Origin of the sequence: Kitasatospora cystarginea (genome assembly GCF_039533515.1) — a bacterium.
In the GTDB taxonomy this organism is placed as follows: domain Bacteria; phylum Actinomycetota; class Actinomycetes; order Streptomycetales; family Streptomycetaceae; genus Kitasatospora; species Kitasatospora cystarginea.
Genome location: NZ_BAAATR010000040.1, coordinates 64,917 through 82,985 on the forward strand (window position 1 = coordinate 64,917; position 18,069 = coordinate 82,985).

Sequence of the window (18,069 nt, forward strand, 5' to 3'; positions counted from 1 at the left end):
GCGTCGTGCGTCTACCTACGCGGCATGCCACTTTCCCCCTGCCCGTCACGCCACCTCCGTGGGCGGTGGGGACCGGACAGTCATAAGGACAAACCGTCGTGAGCAAATCTGTCGTACTGATCGCCGAAGAGCTGTCGCCCGCCACCGTCGACGCGCTCGGACCGGACTTCGAGATCCGCCACTGCAACGGCGGGGACCGCACCGAACTGCTGACCGCCATCGCGGACGTGGACGCCATCCTGATCCGCAGCGCCACCAAGGTGGACGCCGAGGCGCTGGCCGTCGCCAAGCGGCTCAAGGTCGTCGCCCGGGCCGGCGTGGGCCTGGACAACGTGGACGTCGCGGCCGCCACCAAGGCCGGCGTGATGGTCGTCAACGCCCCGACCTCCAACATCGTCACCGCCGCCGAACTCGCCTGCGGCCTGCTGATCTCGGTCGCCCGGAACATCGCGCCGGCCAACACCGCGCTGAAGAAGGGCGAGTGGAAGCGCAACAAGTACACCGGTGTCGAGCTCTCCGAGAAGGTGCTCGGCGTGGTCGGCCTCGGCCGGATCGGTGTGCTGGTCGCCCAGCGGATGTCCGCCTTCGGGATGAAGATCGTCGCGTACGACCCCTACATCCAGGCCGCCCGCGCCGCCCAGATGGGCGTCAAGCTGGTCACCCTGGAGGAGCTGCTCCAGGTCTCGGACTTCATCACCGTCCACCTGCCCAAGACCCCGGAGACCATCGGCCTGATCGGCGACGAGGCGCTGCACAAGGTCAAGCCGACCGTGCGGATCGTCAACGCCGCCCGCGGTGGCATCGTGGACGAGGAGGCGCTGCTCAGCGCGCTCAAGGACGGCCGGGTGGCCGGCGCCGGCCTGGACGTCTACACCCAGGAGCCGTGCACCGACTCTCCGCTGTTCGCCTTCGACAACGTGGTCTGCACCCCGCACCTGGGTGCCTCCACCGACGAGGCGCAGGAGAAGGCCGGCATCTCGGTCGCCAGGTCGGTCCGCCTGGCGCTGGCCGGCGAGCTGGTGCCGGACGCGGTCAACGTCCAGGGCGGCGTGATCGCCGAGGACGTCCGGCCGGGGCTGCCGCTGGCCGAGAAGCTGGGCCGGATCTTCACCGCGCTGGCCGGCGAGGTGGCCGTCCGCCTCGACGTCGAGGTGCGCGGCGAGATCACCCAGCACGACGTCAAGGTGCTCGAACTCTCCGCGCTGAAGGGCGTGTTCGAGGACGTCGTGGCCGAGACGGTGTCCTATGTCAACGCCCCGCTGTTCGCCCAGGAGCGCGGCGTGGAGGTCCGGCTGACCACCTCCAGCGAGAGCCCCGAGCACCGCAACGTGATCACCGTGCGCGGCACCCTCTCGGACGGCAGCGAGAGCGCCATCTCCGGCACCCTGGCCGGCCCCAAGCTGGCCCAGAAGATCGTCGGCGTGGACTCCTTCGACGTGGACGTCGCGCTCACCGACCACATGGTCTTCTTCAAGTACGACGACCGCCCCGGTGTGGTCGGCACCCTCGGCAAGATCCTCGGCGACGCCGGCATCAACATCGCGGGCATGCAGGTCGCCCGGGACAACGGCTGCGCGCTGGCCTCGATCACCGTGGACAGCGAGGTGTCCCAGGAGGTGCTGGCCGAGATCGCCGGCGCGATCGGCGCCCAGTTCGCGCGGGCGGTCAACCTCGGCTGACGCCGGCCGCTGATGACTTTTCGACAGCCCTTCCCCGCTGTTGTGCTGATTGTGCAACAGGACCGGGGAAGGGCTGTCGGCCACTAGAGAGGGGCCTCTACAGTCTTGTCGAACGATGGCACGACAAAAGGGGAATCCCGCCATGAGTAACGGCTTCGGCGACCTGCTCGGCTTCGCCCAGCAGCTGCTTGGCAGCGAGCCGCAGCAGGGCCACGGGGAGCAGCACGACAACTTCCTGCAGGGCCTGAGCCAGCGCCTGCTCTCCGGTGAGGAGCCGGTGCAGAACGGCGTGACCTACGAGATCGACGAGAAGTTCTTCTCGCCCACCCACGACTTCTGGATCAAGCGCAACGGTGAGCGCGTCTTCCAGGTCGACGAGAGGATGTTCAGCTTCAGCGGTGTCATCGCCCTGCAGGACGTGAACGGCAACGAGCTGTACCGGATCTCCGAGAAGATCATGACGCTCCGCGACATCCGCTACATCCAGCGTGGTGAGCAGCGGATCGCGACCGTGAAGAAGGCCCTGTTCTCCCCGCTGGTCTACAAGTTCACGGTGACCTTCGAGAACGGCGCCGAGCTGCACGTCACCGGCAACATCACCGACCACCAGTACGCCATCACCTATGGCGAGCAGGAGGTCGCGCACATCGACCGCAAGTGGTCGCTGCTGAGCGAGCACTACGGCGTCACCATCGTTCCCGGCCAGGACGACGCGCTGATCCTGACCATCGCGGCCTGCGCCGAGGCCATGGTGCTGGACGACTGATCGACCGTCGGTGGAAGGGCCCGGACCGCTTCGGTCCGGGCCCTCGCGCGTCTTCGGGGTGAACGCCGTCTCAGATACTAGGAAATCCAACTATTCGTGCAGACAGCGCCTGCCCGGCGTCGTACTTTGGAAGGAGCCGCACGGTGAGCCGCCCCGACAAGCGGGAGCGCCGGCCCGTGCGTGCCGTCCGCGTACCGGCAGGCGACCCCTGTCCGGCGTGCCGGCCCGTCGCCCGCCACCACCATGCCAGGGCGCGGTGCGCGGCACTCCCAGTCCTCCTGAACCCCTCGGTGCGCGCCCTCGTGCGCGCCCTCGCCCGAAGGAGCCCGGTATGCCCCCCACCGCAGACCGCCGTCCCGTTCCGACCACTCCCGTCCGCGCCCCGCGCCGGCGGCGCCGGGTGGCGCCCGACCCGCACGCCGCCGCCGCGCTCCAGCGCGCCCTGGACCGCCGCGACAACGGCGGTGCCACCGGCCACGTCGGCTGAACCGGCCCTTTCGCCCGGAAGCCTGACCGGTCGTCACCCGCATGAGTGCACTCCCTCCCCGAAGGAGGGAGTCGGCTCGCCCGTACCGGCGCGATGATCGTAATTTGAGCCCTTCCGGAGGGGTGATCAACGTCCGCGCGGCGCGGGCGGCAGTGAGATCTGTCCGCCCCTGCCGGGGAAGGACGGCTCCGTGCGCATCCCACCGGTTCCCAGCCGAAACCCCTCCGCCAGGCCCCCGCGGCGCGGGCGGCCGACCAGGCTGGGGGCCGCCCTCGCCGTACTGGCGGGCTGCGTGGCGCTCACCGCGGCCCCGCCCGGCGTGGCAGCCGGACCGAGGCCGCTGCCCGGGCGGGCCGGACCGCCGCAGCGCGTCCTGCTGGAGCTGGACGCCGAACCCGCGGCCCTCGCCTGGCACCGGGCGGCCGATGGCGCCCGCCGGTCCAAGCGCTCACCGGAGGAGGTCCGCCGGGCCGCCGCCGAGGCCGGGGCAGGACAGCGCCGCCGGGCCGACCGGGCGCTGGACACCCTGGCCGGCGCGGTCCGCCGCGCCGCCCCCGCTGCCCGTGAGCTGTACCGTACGCACACCCTGATCACCGGGATCGCGGTGTCCGCGCCCCCCGACCGGCTGGCCGGGCTGCGGCGGCTGCCCGGGGTCAGGGCGGTCCACCCGATCACCCTCAAGCGCCGCTCCAACGGGTACTCGGTGCCGCTCACCGGCGCCCCCGCCGTCTGGTCGGGCACCGCGGGGTTGCCGGGCAACACCGGCGAGGGGGTCAGGGTCGGCATCATCGACTCCGGCGTCGACTACACCCACGCGGATTTCGGCGGCCCCGGCACCGAGGAGGCGTTCCGCTCGGCGGCCGGCGCCAGGACCGTTCCCGCCGGGCTGTTCCCCAGTGCCAAGGTGTTCGGCGGCAAGGACCTGGTCGGCGACGACTACGACCCCGACCCCTCCTCCGCGCATCCGCAGCCGGTGCCGCACCCCGGCGACAACCCCATCGACTGCATCGCCAACGGTCACGGCACCCATGTCGCGGGCACCGTCGCGGGCCTCGGCGTCACCGCGGACGGCCGCACCTACACCGGGCCCTACCGTCCCGGTCTCGATCCGGCCGCCTTCAAGGTCGCCCCCGGAGTCGCCCCCGGCGCAAGGCTGTTCGCGATCCGGGTCTTCGGCTGCGAGGGATCCACCGACCAGCTCGCCCAGGCACTCGACCTGGCCGCCGACCCCAACGGCGACGGAGACCTGACGGACCGCCTGGACGTGGTCAACCTCTCCCTCGGCGGCCGCTTCGGCGGACCGGACGACGCAGACGCGATCGCCGCCGACCGGCTGGCCGGGCTCGGGACGGTGGTGGCCGCAGCGATCGGCAACGACGGCGACGTGTACGGCATCGGCGGCAGCCCCGGCACCGCGGCGCGCGTCATCGGGGTGGCCGCCTCGGTCGACCGGCACACCGACGCGGACGGCATCCGAGTGCTCGCCCCCGAGTCGCTGGCCGGAGTGGTCCCGGCGCACTGGAGCGCCAAGTACCCCCGCTGGTCCACCGAGGACGTCAGCGGTCAACTCGCCCTGCCAGCCGACCAGTCGGACGGCTGCACACCGTTCGGCCCGGCCGACGCCGAACGGCTGCGCGGCAAGGTGGCGGTGCTCTCCTGGCGGACCAAGGACGCCGACAGGGCCTGCGGTTCCGCACTGCGGGCGGACAACGCGGCGGCGGCCGGGGCGGTCGGCGCGCTGTTCGCCGCCGACGGCGACGGCCTCGGCGAACTCGCCGGCGACGACCGGATCCCGGTGGCGATCCTGGCGAAGGCGGACGGCGAACGGCTCACCAAGGCCATGGCCGGCGGACCGGTGAAGGTCCAACTGGCCGCCAGGGAGAACCGGTTGCACGGCTCGGTCGGCCAGGACCAGCCGCAGCGCACCGACACCCTGGCCTCCTTCACCTCGCGCGGCATCGGCCTGCCGGGCGTGGTGAAGCCGGACCTCGCGGCGCCCGGCGAGACCATCTGGTCGGCCAGGGCGGGCAGCGGTAGCGGCGGGACGCGCGAGGACGGCACCTCGATGGCCAGCCCGCACGTCGCCGGACTCGCCGCCCTGGTCAGGGCCGCCCACCCGGCCTGGACGGCCGCCGAGGTCAAGGCGGCCCTGATGAACACCGCGGCCGACACCCGGCTCGGCGACAACCGCACCGGGCCGGTGTACGGGCCCGAGCGGGCCGGTGCCGGACGCGCCCAGGCGGACCAGGCGGTACGGACACCCGCCGTGGCGTACGCGGCGGGCCAGGGGGCGGTGGACGGCGCGGTCGGCGTCTCCTTCGGCCCGGTGCCGGTCACCGGTCCGACCGCGCTGAAGCGGGAGGTGGAGATCCGCAACTTCTCGTCCCATCCGGTCGGTTACACCACCGGTTACCAGTCCTCCACCGAAGTCCCGGGCGCTTCCTTCGAGATGACGCCGCGCCAGGTGACCGTCCCGGCCCAGGGAACGGCCAGGGTCACCGTCATGCTGCGCGTGCCGGGACAGCTGGGCCGCTCGCCCGACCCGACCGTCGACCTCCTCCAGGCGGGCCGGGCCCGCAGCTGGCGGGCCGAGCTCTCCGGGCGGCTGGTGCTCACCCCGGCCGACGCGGGGCTGCCGGTACTGCGGGTGCCGTTGTTCGCCGCGCCCCGCCCGGCCTCCGAGCTCAAGGCCGGTCCCCAGGTGCGCACCTCGCCGTCCAGCACCCTGCTCGCCCTGAACGGCACCGCCGCGCCCGGTGCGGGCGGCGGCCTGGTCAGCGCCTTCGCGCTGGGCGGAGCGGGCGCGCGCTGGCCCGACTGCCCGGACGGCGCCACGGATGCCCTGCACCAGGACGGGCGGGAGCCGGATCGCAAGGGCGCGGGGCCGTGCGCCGGCCAGGACGGCGACCGGGCCGCCGACCTGCGTTTCGCGGGCGCGGCCAGCGACGCCCCGGAGCTCGGCGGCGACGGCCTGGCCCAGGGCACGCTCTACCTGGCCGCCACCTTCTGGGCCCCGGCGGCCACCCCGGTGGGGAACTTCGCCGTCCGGGCCTCCCTTGACACCGACGGCGACGGTGTCGCCGACGCCGTCGTGGCCGCCGACCGGCTGCCCGGCAGCGACGTCCTGGTGGCCCGCACCCTGGACGCCGCCACCGGCGCGGAGCTGGACGTCCAGCCGCTGAACGCCCGCTGGGGCGAGACCGAGACCGGCCTGCTGGACGGCGACACCGTGGTGCTGCCGGTCCGGCTGGCCAAGCTGCCCCGGCTGAAGCCGGGTGCCACGGGCATCCGCTACGGACTGTGGACGGGTTTCACCGGCGGCAGGCCGGTGAGCGCCCTGGACGCCATCTCCTCGATCGGGATGGACGGCGAGAAGCCCACCATGGGCATCGACGTCCTGCACCCGGCGCTGGACGTCCGCAGCGGGCCGGGGGGACCGGCCGCGGTGCTGGCCCGGGAGCAGCCGGGCGGGGCGCTGGAGCTGCGCCGCGCGGCGGGCGACCGCTCCGGGCTGCTACTTGTCCACCACCTCAACCGGAACGGCGACCGCGTCCAGCTGGTCGACGCCGGCTGAGCCGTGCGGACCGGCCGGGGCGGGCGTCCGGGCCCGGCCGGTCAGCACGATCTTCGACAGCACGAAGGTGACCGGGATCGCGACCAGCGCGGCCACCAGCGGGGCGATCTTGCTGTCCAGGTGCACCCAGCGGACCAGGGCGACGACCCCGGTGCTCTGCACCAGGTAGTTGGTGATGTTGGGCAGCGGGAAGAGCAGGAACTTCTTCCAGGTCGGCCTGGTCCGGTAGGTGAAGTGGGTGTGCAGGAAGAACGAGCCGACCATGCTGAGCAGGAAGGCTATGGTGAACGCCGCGAAGTACGGCAGGAAGGGGTGCAGCGCCAGGTAGATCAGGTAGAAGGTCGCGGTGTTGGCGACGCCGACCAGTCCGAACCTGACGATCTGCCAGAACTGCGGCTTCACCGCTCTTCCTCCTGGGAGCCGCGGTAGCCCTCGGTCCTGAAGGTCGCGCGCGGCGCGTTGGTCTCCTTCACCAGGAAGTGCGGTCGGCGCTTGGTCTCGTAGTAGATCCGTCCGATGTACTCGCCGATCAGCCCGAGCATCACCATCTGCAGGCCGCCGAGAGCGACTATCGCGACGATCAGGGTGACGTAACCGGGGGAGTCGATCCCGTCCACCATGGCCGACGCGGTGATCCACGCCGCGTAGAGGGCGGCCAGGCCGACCAGGGTGAGGCCGAGGTAGATGGCGAGCCGCAGCGGGCGGTTGTTGAAGGAGATCAGGCCGTCCATGCCGTAGTTCAGCAGGGCGCCGAACCGCCACTTGGTCTCGCCGGCCTCGCGGGCCACGTTCCGGTAGTCGAAGGTGACGGTGTCGAAGCCGATCCAGGAGAACAGGCCCTTGGAGAAGCGGTTGTACTCCGGCAGTGAGAGCAGCGCGTCCACGGCCTTGCGGGAGAGCAGTCGGAAGTCGCCGACGCCGTCCTCGATCTCGACGTCCACCCACTTGTTGATCAGCTGGTAGTACAACCGGCTGACGGCGCTGCGGACGGCCTTGTCGCCCTCGCGGGTGCGGCGGGCGATCACCTGGTCGTGGCCGCGGTCGTAGAGCTCCAGCATCCGCTCGATCAGCTCCGGCGGGTGCTGGAGGTCGGCGTCCATCAGCACCACGGCGTCGCCGGTGGCCTCGCGCAGGCCGGCCAGCATGCCGGCCTCCTTGCCGAAGTTGCGGCTGAAGGACACGTACCGAGTGCTGCCCGGGTGCTCGTCGGCGAGCTTGCGCAGGTGCTCCAGGGTGCCGTCGCGGCTGCCGTCGTCCACGTAGCAGAGCTCGTAGTCGATCGGCAGTTCGTCCAGGTTGGCGCGGATCGACTTGTCGAAGAGGTCGATCACGTCTTCTTCGTTGTAGCAGGGGACCACGACCGACAGTCGCACTGGCTCACCTCCGGTAGTGGGCACTCAGGGCGGCTGGTCGCACTGCCACATTTGTCCCGATAATCACGTCGATGGTACCGGGGTGGCCGACCCAACCGCCTTGCCCCTGCGCCGCAGCCTAGCGGCGAGCGGCACTCCGACGAGGACAACCAGGCCGACTCCGCTGACCGCGAGTCCCGGTGCGAGCCCGGGGGTGCGGTAGCTGCAGGACAGGCGGGAAGCCCCGCTGCCGAGCGGCACCCCGATCATCCCGAGCACGGACTGCACCGGGCGGGCGGCGCCGCCGTCCACCGAGCACTGCCAGCCGGTGACGGCGGGCAGCGCGACCAGCGCGGTACCGCTCGAGGAGGCGGGCAGCTCGGCGCTCAGGGTGTGCCCGCCCGCGCTGACGTGGGTGGCGCCCTTGAGCCCGGCGAGCGCCCGGTCGAGGGCCGGCTGGTTGAAGCAGCCGATCGGCTGGGCCGGGATCTGGGCGGCGGCCGAGGCGCGCAGCTGCACCTGGACCCTGCCGTCGGCGCCGACCGTGCCGAGCGACCTGATCGGCATGGCGGTCATCGGCTGCCTGCCGTAGCTCTCGTACTTGGCGCCCATCCCCATCACCGTGCCGCCGAACCACGGCGCGTAGAAGAACGCGCTGCTGCCGGGGGCGCAGCTGCCGGTGAAGGTGGTCCAGGCGCTGCCCCTGGGCGTGGCCGGGACGGACCAGCCGCTGCTGCCGTGCAGGGCGGGCCGGGGGCCGGCGGTCGGGGTCAGCTGCGGGACCTCGTACACCTCGGCGCCGAGCAGGGACTCCTGGCGGGACCAGACCGAGGAGGTGTCCGGCTTGATCGAGGGGTGCACGGTGACCAGCGGCGCGGCGGCGGCGTGCTTGGCGGTGAAGCCGTTCGGGTCCGAGCTGCTGTCCAGGTAGGTGGTGACCCCGAACAGGGCCCGGCCGACCGGGTCGGCCGGGCTGAGGGTGTGCCGGCCCTGGATGAACCAGCCCGCGCCGAGGTCGTGCAGCAGTTCGGCGGTGGTGGCCGGGAGGTAGCTGCTGTAGTACGAACCGCCCTCGCCGGCCAGCAGCATCGGGTCGTTGGAGGCGAACTCGTGCGGGCCCGGGTCGGTGCGGGAGGCGGGCCAGTCGTCGTGCCGGCTGAGCACCTGGTACGCGGCCAGGCTCGGCCCGTTGATGGTGGGGCGGGGGAAGAAGAACGGCAGCTTGTCGCGGATCACCGTGGCCGAGTACGTGGACAGGGTGGTCCCGGCCAGCACGCCGCAGGTGAGCACCAGGACGGCGATGCGCCCGGCCCGGCGGTCGCCGTGCCAGTGCTCCAGCGCCCAGAGCGCGGCGAAGGTGAGCGCGCCGCCGGCCAGGACCAGCACCCAGGTCATGGCGTAGACCGAGCTGCGGCCGTGCCCGGCCAGCACGACCAGGGCCACCAGCGCGGCGCCGCCGGTCAGCGCGAAGAGGTCGGGGCGGCGGGAGAGCGAGACCCAGGCGGCCATCGTCAGCATGCCGCTGAGCACGAAGGCGGCCCGGTACGGGCTGCCGTTGGGGATCGCCAGGCCGTGCCAGAGCAGGATGGTCGGCTCCCAGACGAAGCTGAGCGCGACCAGCAGCAGCAGCGCGTACCAGGCCACCCGCTCGCGCACGCCGAGCCGCCGGTTGAACGGCAGCGAGGCGACCAGCAGCAGACCGAGCACCCCGATGAAGACGTTCGGCACGCTCACCGCGGAGCGGCCGCCGGGCAGCAGCTGGGCCAGGTAGTCGGTGAGCGCGGGCGGTCCGTCGTAGGTGGCGAGTGGCGCGGGCTGGGAGGCCTTGCTGGCCTTGAGGCCGACGAACATCACCGGCGCGGTCAGCAGCACCCCGGTCACGACCATGGCCGCGGCCCGGCCCAGTACCAGCAGCCGGGCCCGGACCGGCCGCTCGTCCAGCACCACCCGAAGCAGCAGCACCAGTCCGGCACCGATGGTGGCCATCGCGCCGGTGTAGAAGTTCCCCGCCCAGGCGACGGCCACGAAGAGCGTGCCGAGCACCCAGCGGCGGCCGCGCAGGCACCAGTCGCAGGCGATGCCGACCAGCGGCAGCGAGACCAGGCCCCACATCCACATCGGGTCGGGGGAACCGTCGTTGACCGCCCAGGCGCAGACCCCGTACCCCGTCCCGAGCAGCGCGCGCAGCCACGGCGACCCGGGGTGCAGCCGGCCCAGGAAGTACGTCATCACGGCCGCGCCCAGGCCGATGCTGAGCAGCGTCACCAGGAAGACCGGGAAGTTCACCGCGTCGCGCGGGAAGAGCCCGACCAGCCAGGAGAACGGATTCGTCAGATAGGTGAAGAAGTCCGCCAGGAACGGCGCGCCGTAGCCGCTGTTCCAGTTGAAGACCAGGTCACCGGTGGTGTTTCCGTGCTGGAGGTCCCACAGGTGGGCGTGGAACGGCACGAACTGGTTGCCCAGGTCGTTCACCGCGCGCGAGCGCGCGCCGAACGGGTACGTGCCGCGCAGCGCCAGTGCCAGGCAGTAGGCGCCCATCGAGAGCCCGGCCGCGAGCAGGGCCGCACCGAGCTCCGGGCTTCTCAGGCGGCGGACGAGGGCGGTGCTCCGGCTCACGGCGTGCGGCTCCCTGCTGCGGGTCGTCTTGAACTGGTCGAGCATAAGCGGCCCTGTCCCACGAGAACCGGCGGCCTCAGGGCGCCATGGTCCACTGGCCGAACGGCTGGTCCTCGGCCGGGCGCCGGGCGACGTAGAGCATGCCGTCGCAGCCCACCGCGACGGCGACCGGCAGGCCGGCCCGGTCGGTGGCGAGCGAGGGGGTACCGGTCAGCAGCGGTCCGGAGCGCAGCCACTCCTGGCCGCCGGAGTGCAGCCAGTCCTGGCTGGTGGAGAGGGCGACGCGCCCCTTCCCGTCCCGGACCGCCAGCGCGTTCGCGGTGGCCGCGACCCGGCCGAAACCACCCGGTGGGATGGTTTCGCCGACAACCTTCCAGGTCCCTCTGCCGGGCTGGAGCTCGGCGGTCAGCACCTTCGCCGACTTGGGCTCGCGGAAGTGCAGCCGCAGCCGGCCGTCCGGGGCCAGCAGGGCGGTGATCGGGCCGCCCGGCACCGGCAGACCGGTCGGCGAGGCCGGGCGCAGCGGCCCGCCCGGGGTGTCGCTCATCCAGTGCGCGACGCTCCTGCCACCCGCGAAGACATGGGTCAGCCCGTTCGCGTCGAGCACCGCGCCGAGGCCGTCCTGGACCTGCTGGCCCACCCCGCTCGGCAGCGGCAGCGCGTTCCAGCCGCCGTCCAGCGTCCGTACCGCGACGGTGCCCGCGAAGGTGCGGACGAAGACCTGCACGCTGCCGTCCGGGCGGGCGAGGGCGCACGGGTAGCCGAACTCCATCGACTTCACCGAGTCGTCACCGTCCGGCGAACCCAGGCTCTGCCAGTCGCCGAAAGACGGCGGCTCGCCCGGAGCGCCCGGGCTCTGCACGCAGGTGACGACCTCACGGCGGTGGTCCCGCAAGGTGTACCCGAGCACGGTGCGCACGCCGAGCAGCCGCAGCAGCCCGTCGGATTGACGGATCACCTGCAGCTGTCCCTCCAGACCTCCGCCCGCGATCCGCCGGGGGCCGTGCCAGCCCTTGGCGTCCTCGTACCAGTACGCGGCCGCGCCGTTCAGCAGCGTGAAGGCCGCCAGCCTGCCGTCGGCGGTCCGCTGGAGCCACTGGCCGCTGCCCGCCGCGCGGTAACGGGTGCTCTGCGCCCAGCCGTTGCGCAGCGCGCCCTTGCCGACCTTGCGGTCGCCGCAGCCTGCCGGGTCGCCGCAGTCGCGGTCGTCCGCCCAGCCGTAGGTGTCGATCAGTCGCGCCTTGCGCTGCACGGTCGCCTGGTCCAGGTTGGCCGGCAGCTCGGCGTTGACGTAGCCGAGGTAGCTCTCCACCGTCGCGGTCCGGGCCAGGCCGTCGCCCCAGTGCTTGGCGAGCGCCGCCTGGGTGAAGTACGCCGAGTAGGTGTGGTCTTGGTGGTCCAGGTAGAGCAGGCCCTGCGCTCTGGGCGGCGCCTTGGGGGCATGGTCCGGGTTGGGGTCCAGCATCCGGACAACGGTGGGGCGGAAGTGGTCCATGATGTTGACCAGGGTGTCTATCAGCTGGTCCCGGGTGTAACCGGCCTGCGGGGGCAGGCCGCTGTGCGCCGGAGGCAGGGTGGATATCCGCTCCTCCTGGCCCAGCCACAGACCGCGCAGGCTGTCCGTCCTGGGGGTGCTCACCGCACGGGCCTCCACCAGCGCCGGGAATATCAGTTGCACGTGGGGAGCGGCCCGCAGGGTGTGCTGCTCGACCGAGATGCCGTCGTGGTAGCTGACCAGCTTCACGTCCCACGGGCTGTTCTCGTCGCCGGTGGCCATCACGGCGTACGAGGCGGCGAGCCCGTTGATCCGCGCCCTGGTGTAGTCGGGGCGATCGGCGGGGACGCGCCTGTGGCCAGCCTCGCTGTGCAGCACGTTGCGGCCGTCCGACTCGCCGTCGGTGAGGCAGACCGTGACACAGGAGGCGCCGGTGGCGACGGCCTGGTCGAGGTCGGGGTTCATGAAGTAGAGGTTGTCGTCCGGATGGGCGATCACATGGACGAAGGACATCCGCTCCGAGCTGCCCGCGATACCGCTGGCCTGGATGGTCTCCGGGGGAGCCTTGGTGGCGTGCGGCTTGGGCGGTGCGGAACGGGTGGCCTCCCACAGGCCGTAACCGGCCGCGGGCAGTGCCGCCATCCCGCCGGTGAGCCACAGGGCGCGGCGCCGGCTGATGGGATTGACCATCTGTGATCCCCCGTGAAGAAACCATGAACTCTGGATGGATATTACCGGTTACGCCCGCTTCGTTCGAAACTGCGTACCACCGTTCCCGCGACACGCGACGTCCGGATGATGGACAGAACGTGTCACGACATGGGACGCGCGAGTATGGTCCCTGCCATGTCTCGCAGCCTTCGTCTCGCAGTGATCCCCGGTGACGGCATCGGCCAGGAAGTGGTGGCCGAAGGCCGTAAGGTGCTTGCCGCCGCCCTCCCCGCCGACGTCGAGGTGGAGACCACCGAGTACGACCTCGGTGCCCGGTTCTACCACCGCACCGGCGAGACCCTCCCGGACAGCGTGCTGGCCGAGCTGAAGACCCACGACGCCATTCTGCTCGGTGCCGTCGGCGACCCGTCGGTGCCCTCCGGGGTACTGGAGCGCGGACTGCTGCTGAAGCTGCGGTTCGCCTTCGACCACTACGTCAACCTGCGCCCCGGCAAGCTCCTCCCGGGCGTCACCGGTCCGCTGGCGGGCCGGCCGGAGATCGACTTCGTGGTCGTCCGCGAGGGTACCGAGGGCCCCTACGCCGGCAACGGCGGCACCCTGAGGACCGGCACCGCGCACGAGATCGCCACCGAGGTGAGCGTCAACACCGCCTTCGGCATCGAGCGGGTGGTGCGCGACGCGTACCGGCGTGCCGCCGCCCGGCCGCGCAGGAAGCTCACCCTGGTCCACAAGAACAACGTGCTGGTGCACGCCGGCCACCTGTGGACCCGGACCTTCGAGCAGGTCGGCCGGGAGTTCCCCGAGGTCACCACCGACTACCTGCACGTCGACGCGGCGACGATCTTCTTCGTCACCCAGCCCGAGCGCTTCGACGTGATCGTCACCGACAACCTGTTCGGCGACATCCTCACCGACCTGGCCGCGGCGGTCACCGGCGGCATCGGCCTGGCCGCCAGCGGAAACATCAACCCCAGCGGTGAGTTCCCGTCGATGTTCGAGCCGGTGCACGGCTCGGCACCGGACATCGCAGGCCAGGGCAAGGCCGACCCGACCGCCACCGTGCTGTCCGTCGCCATGCTGCTGGAACACCTCGGCTTCACCGCCGAGGCGGCCAAGGTCGAGGCCGCCGTCGCGGCCGACCTGGCCGAGCGCACGGGCCCCCGGACCACCTCCCAGGTCGGCGACGCGCTCGCCGCCCGAGTATCCGGCTAGCGGGCCGGATCCCTGGCAGGGGAGTCCCGGCTAGCGGGCCGGATCCTTCACGGGGAAGTTCCGGCCGACGGGCCGGAGCACATAACGGAGCAGCTTGCCAGCTGTTCGGCACGGCCCTCTGGATGCGAGTATCGACAGTGGGCCGTGCCGTCGTGTGTTCGAACACCGGTGGCGGGGCCCGGACCAACCCCACGGTGAAGGACAGACTGACATGAGTACGCCCACCCAGGCGCCCATCACGTTCGAGCTCAAGCCCTCCGCGCACCCGCTGTCCGACGCGGAGCGGCAGGCCCGGCTGGCCAACCCCGGCTTCGGCCGCGTCTTCACCGACCACATGGTCACCATCCGCTGGACCGAGGGCCGGGGCTGGCACGACGCCCAGCTGACGCCGTACGCGTCGCTGGAGATCGACCCGGCCAACATGACGCTGCACTACGCCCAGGCGATCTTCGAGGGCCTCAAGGCGTACCGGCAGGCCGACGGCTCCATCGCCACCTTCCGGCCCACCGCCAACGCCGAGCGCTTCCAGGCCTCCGCCCGCCGGCTGGCGATGCCCGAGCTGCCGGTCGAGACCTTCATCGAGGCTGTGGAGCTGCTGGTCCAGCAGGACCAGGCCTGGGTGCCCAGCGAGCCTGAGCAGAGCCTCTACCTGCGGCCGTTCATGTTCGCCACCGAGGTCGGTCTGGGCGTGCGCCCGTCCAACGAGTACCTCTTCATGATCATCGCTTCCCCGGCCGGCGCCTACTTCCCCGGTGGCGTCAAGCCGGTCTCGGTCTGGCTCTCCGAGGAGTACGTGCGCGCCGCGCCCGGGGGCACCGGTGCCGCCAAGTGCGCCGGCAACTACGCCGCCTCGCTGGTCGCCCAGGCCCAGGCCGCCGAGAAGGGCTGCGACCAGGTCGTCTGGCTCGACGCCGCCGAGCACCGGTGGATCGAGGAGATGGGCGGCATGAACCTGTACTTCGTCTTCGGCGAGGGCAAGGACGCGAAGATCGTCACTCCCGAGCTCTCCGGCGCGCTGCTGCCCGGCATCACCCGCAACTCGCTGCTGAAGCTGGCCGCCGACCTCGGCTACGCCGTGGAGGAGCGGAGGATCTCCACCGACGAGTGGAAGCAGGGCAACGCCGACGGCACCCTGACGGAGGTCTTCGCCTGCGGCACCGCGGCCGTCATCACCCCGGTCGGCTCGGTCAAGTCTGCCCGCGGGGACTGGACGGTCGGCAAGGGCGAGCCCGGCCCGATCACCATGGAGCTGCGCCGGAACCTGCTCGCCATCCAGGGCGGCCAGGTGCCGGACACCCATGGCTGGCTGCACAAGATCGTCTGATCTCCGGCCGGGCGTCCCGGTCCGCCGTGGCGGGATGGGACGCCCGGCGTGGGTAACCTCGAATCGCTCCGCTCGTTGAGTTCTGCGGACTGGAAGGAGGGTTCGTGACCGCGCTGACGCACGACATCTCCGACACGGCGGGTGGCGAGGACGACGGCCTGCTGGAGGCCTTCCTCGCCTTGGATACCCCCGAGGGGTTCAAGGCCGAGCTCATCGAAGGGGAGATCGTCGTGACCCCACCACCGGACGGCGGCCACGAGACCGCGATCGGCCGGATTGTTCGACAGGTCTTCCGGCTGTGCGCAGACGACATCGATTTTGCCCCTGGCAAGGGCCTTATCGTGCCGGACGGCCGGTACATTCCTGACGGCACGTTCACCGAGGCCGACGCCATGCTGGGCCAGGAGTCCTGGTCCAAGCCGGAGGGGGTGCTGATGGTCATGGAGGTCACGTCCAGCCGCCCGGGCAAGGACCGCGAGGCCAAACGGAAGGGCTATGCGGCCGCCGGCATCCCGCTCTACCTGTTGGTGGACCGCCAGGCGAACCGGATCGTCCTGCACAGCGCTCCCCGGCGTGGCGACTACACGACCACCACCGGGGTCCCGGTCGGCGATCCGCTGCCGCTGCCGAAGCCCTTCGACTTTGACCTGGCCACCGACCGGCTGGTCTGAGACGTCCCGCATCGCGAGACGGGCAGGCCGGATCCCGGATGGTGTGCCACACTCCAAGGGTGTCCTCGCTTTCGCTGATTATTAGCAGCAGGCGCGCCGGTCCGCAGTGACCGCTCTCCGGTAACCCCCCGGTACGGAGCGATCACCGTCGTCCAGACCCGCGCGCAGACCTCTCGCACCCGCGAGGGGTCTTTTTGTTTCCGCCCGGACCGGCCGAAGCCCCCACAAGGGGTCGAGGGACACCGGGGAGCGCGCGGGATGGTGGACAGTGGAGCCGGAGAATCCGGCAAAACGACAGCAGTACCCCCGGAAACGGAGAACCCAGGGTCATGACCGAGGCCAATAGCCGTCCCGACGACAGCTTCCACGTGTTCGACACCACGCTGCGCGACGGCGCCCAGCGGGAGGGCATCAACCTCACGGTCGCCGACAAGCTGACCATCGCCCGGCACCTGGACGATTTCGGCGTCGGCTTCATCGAGGGCGGCTGGCCCGGCGCCAACCCGCGCGACACCGAGTTCTTCGCCCGGGCCGCCGCCGAACTCGACCTCAGGACCGCCCGGTTGGTCGCCTTCGGTGCCACCCGCCGGGCCGGCGGCCGGGCCGCCGAGGACCCGCAGCTGGCCGCCCTGGTCACCTCCGGCGCGCCGGTGATCACCCTGGTCGCCAAGTCCCACGACCGCCATGTCGAACTGGCGCTGCGCACCACCCTGGAGGAGAACCTGGAGATGGTCCGGGACAGCGTGGAGTACCTGTGCTCCCAGGGCCGCCGGGTCTTCATCGACTGCGAGCACTTCTTCGACGGCTACCGGGCCAACCGCGAGTACGCCCTCGCCGTGGTCCGCACCGCGCACCAGGCCGGCGCCGACGTCGTCGTGCTCTGCGACACCAACGGCGGGATGCTGCCAGCGGGCGTCCGCGAGATCGTCGCCGACGTGCTGAAGGAGACCGGGGCCCGGCTCGGCATCCACGCCCAGGACGACACCGGCTGCGCCGTCGCCAACACCCTGGCCGCCGTGGACGCCGGGGCCACCCACGTCCAGTGCACCGCCAACGGCTACGGCGAGCGGGTCGGCAACGCCAACCTGTTCCCGGTGGTCGGCGCGTTGGAACTCAAGTACGGCCGGCGGGTGCTGCCCGAGGGCAGGTTGGCCGAGATGACCCGGATCTCGCACGCCATCGCCGAGGTGGTCAACCTCGCCCCCTCCACCCACCAGCCCTACGTCGGCCTCTCCGCCTTCGCCCACAAGGCCGGGCTACACGCCTCCGCGATCAAGGTCGACCCGGACCTGTACCAGCACATCGACCCCGAACTGGTCGGCAACACCATGCGGATGCTGGTCTCCGACATGGCCGGCCGGGCCTCGGTGGAGCTCAAGGGCAAGGAGCTCGGCTACGACCTCTCCGCCGACCGCGACCTGGTGGGCCGGGTGGTCGCCAGGGTCAAGGAGCAGGAGAACCTCGGCTACACCTACGAGGCCGCCGACGCCTCGTTCGAACTGCTGCTCCGCGACGAGGTGAAGGGCCGCCGGGAGCGCTTCTTCACCCTGGAGTCCTGGCGTACCATCAGCGAGCAGCTGCCGGACGGGAAGGCGGGCAACGAGGCCACCGTCAAGATCTGGGCCAAGGGCGAACGCAGGATCGCCACCGGCGAGGGCAACGGCCCGGTGAACGCGCTGGACATGGCGCTGCGCACGGCACTTGAGCACATCTATCCGGAGCTCGCCCGGATGGAGCTGGTGGACTACAAGGTCCGCATCCTGGAGGGCCAGCACGGCACCGGCTCCAAGACCCGGGTACTGATCGAGTCCGGCGACACCGCATCGACCTGGTCCACGGTCGGGGTCGCCGACAACGTGATCGCCGCGTCCTGGCTGGCACTTGAGGACGCGTACACCTACGGGCTGCTCCACGCCGGACTGGATCCGGCGGAGGGCTGAGCCCCCGGGGGTGCGGGGAGCCGCGCGAGAGACCGGGCACCTCGGTGGCCGGTCCTCCGCACGGTTCCCCGCACCCCTGTTCGACGCCTTCGACGGCCTGGACGGACGGTCCAGGTTCTCCTCAGCTCATCGGAGGCGGGTGAGGAGAGGGCCCCTCCTCATCGGAGGCGGGCGAGGAGAGGGCCCCTCCTCATCGGAGGCGGGCGAGGAGAGGGCCCCTCCTCATCGGAGGCGGGCGAGGAGGGCGTGTTCGACGAGGGTGATGAGTGCGCTCTTGGCGC

Annotated in this window: 12 protein-coding genes; 8 read left to right on the top strand and 4 right to left on the bottom strand. The window is 71.6% G+C overall.

Annotated elements, in window-relative coordinates; genetic code table 11:
- Positions 1-98: 98 nt before the first annotated feature.
- From serA to ABD369_RS32240, 4 genes are all read left to right on the top strand, one after another.
- Positions 99-1,679, top strand: coding sequence for a phosphoglycerate dehydrogenase (serA, locus tag ABD369_RS32225; protein WP_344640145.1), 1,581 nt, complete (start codon positions 99-101; stop codon positions 1,677-1,679).
- A 142-nt stretch (positions 1,680-1,821) separates the two neighbouring features.
- Positions 1,822-2,445 carry an LURP-one-related/scramblase family protein gene (locus ABD369_RS32230; protein WP_344640146.1) on the top strand — a complete coding sequence of 208 codons (624 nt, stop codon included), beginning with the start codon at positions 1,822-1,824 and terminating at the stop codon, positions 2,443-2,445.
- Between the two features lie 331 nt (positions 2,446-2,776).
- Positions 2,777-2,932 carry a hypothetical protein gene (locus tag ABD369_RS32235; protein WP_344640147.1) on the top strand — a complete coding sequence of 52 codons (156 nt, stop codon included), beginning with the start codon at positions 2,777-2,779 and terminating at the stop codon, positions 2,930-2,932.
- Positions 2,933-3,122: 190 nt separating this feature from the next.
- Entirely contained in the window at positions 3,123-6,506 is a 3,384-nt protein-coding gene (locus ABD369_RS32240) for a S8 family peptidase (RefSeq protein ID WP_344640148.1), read from the top strand.
- Here ABD369_RS32240 and ABD369_RS32245 read toward each other — a convergent pair.
- From ABD369_RS32245 to ABD369_RS32260, 4 genes are all read right to left on the bottom strand, one after another.
- Positions 6,447-6,908: a GtrA family protein gene (locus ABD369_RS32245; protein WP_344640149.1), complete on the bottom strand. Its 462-nt coding sequence runs from the start codon at positions 6,906-6,908 to the stop codon at positions 6,447-6,449. The two genes, ABD369_RS32240 and ABD369_RS32245, sit on opposite strands and share 60 nt — an antisense overlap.
- Entirely contained in the window at positions 6,905-7,879 is a 975-nt protein-coding gene (locus tag ABD369_RS32250) for a glycosyltransferase family 2 protein (RefSeq protein ID WP_344640150.1), read from the bottom strand. The genes ABD369_RS32245 and ABD369_RS32250 overlap by 4 nt, the downstream gene beginning before the upstream one ends.
- Before the next feature lie 63 nt (positions 7,880-7,942).
- Positions 7,943-10,474: a YfhO family protein gene (locus ABD369_RS32255; protein WP_344640151.1), complete on the bottom strand. Its 2,532-nt coding sequence runs from the start codon at positions 10,472-10,474 to the stop codon at positions 7,943-7,945.
- 76 nt (positions 10,475-10,550) lie between these two features.
- Complete coding sequence (locus ABD369_RS32260; protein WP_344640152.1) at positions 10,551-12,659, bottom strand: PIG-L family deacetylase; 2,109 nt, start codon at positions 12,657-12,659, stop codon at positions 10,551-10,553.
- Positions 12,660-12,815: 156 nt separating this feature from the next.
- Here ABD369_RS32260 and ABD369_RS32265 point away from each other — a divergent pair, with 156 nt between their 5' ends.
- The 4 genes from ABD369_RS32265 to cimA all read left to right on the top strand — a co-directional run bounded on the left by ABD369_RS32265 (position 12,816) and on the right by cimA (position 17,788).
- Positions 12,816-13,853, top strand: coding sequence for a 3-isopropylmalate dehydrogenase (locus ABD369_RS32265; RefSeq protein WP_344640153.1), 1,038 nt, complete (start codon positions 12,816-12,818; stop codon positions 13,851-13,853).
- Positions 13,854-14,064: 211 nt separating this feature from the next.
- Entirely contained in the window at positions 14,065-15,177 is a 1,113-nt protein-coding gene (locus tag ABD369_RS32270) for a branched-chain amino acid aminotransferase (protein ID WP_344640154.1), read from the top strand.
- 104 nt (positions 15,178-15,281) lie between these two features.
- A complete protein-coding gene (locus tag ABD369_RS32275) occupies positions 15,282-15,848 on the top strand; it encodes a Uma2 family endonuclease (RefSeq protein WP_344640155.1) in 567 nt (188 codons plus the stop codon).
- Between the two features lie 329 nt (positions 15,849-16,177).
- On the top strand, positions 16,178-17,788 hold the full coding sequence (gene cimA, locus ABD369_RS32280; RefSeq protein ID WP_344640156.1) for a citramalate synthase: 1,611 nt from the start codon (positions 16,178-16,180) through the stop codon (positions 17,786-17,788).
- Positions 17,789-18,069: the final 281 nt, after the last annotated feature.